We start from the raw sequence: 223 nt of genomic DNA, 5'->3' as shown, positions 1-223 counted from the left end.
CTTCCAAACTGACGGTGACCCTAAATCGAATGATTTCGTGGGAGCAAGATGTGGCAGTGGTGCTGTCGGTGTCGAGAAGATATGTGCGATTTCAAATGATGATTCTATCGGGGCAATTACTCTACCCAATGTACAAGGTTGGGACTATCTCGCGAAAACGGGTGAAACAACCTCTATTCCGACAGAAAGCTTTGTGGAAGGTCGATTAAACTTGTCAGCTCTG

The 223-nt window shown here is 46.2% G+C and carries 1 pseudogene; it reads left to right on the top strand.

Annotated features, from left to right (window positions below):
- Window positions 1-223 (top strand): annotated as a pseudogene (locus AB4512_RS24755) (hypothetical protein); the annotation flags it as partial.

The sequence above is a fragment of the Vibrio sp. 10N.222.52.B7 genome, assembly GCF_041474275.1.
Lineage (GTDB): Bacteria > Pseudomonadota > Gammaproteobacteria > Enterobacterales > Vibrionaceae > Vibrio > Vibrio crassostreae_C.
This window is presented reverse-complemented; position numbering and strand designations above follow the sequence as displayed.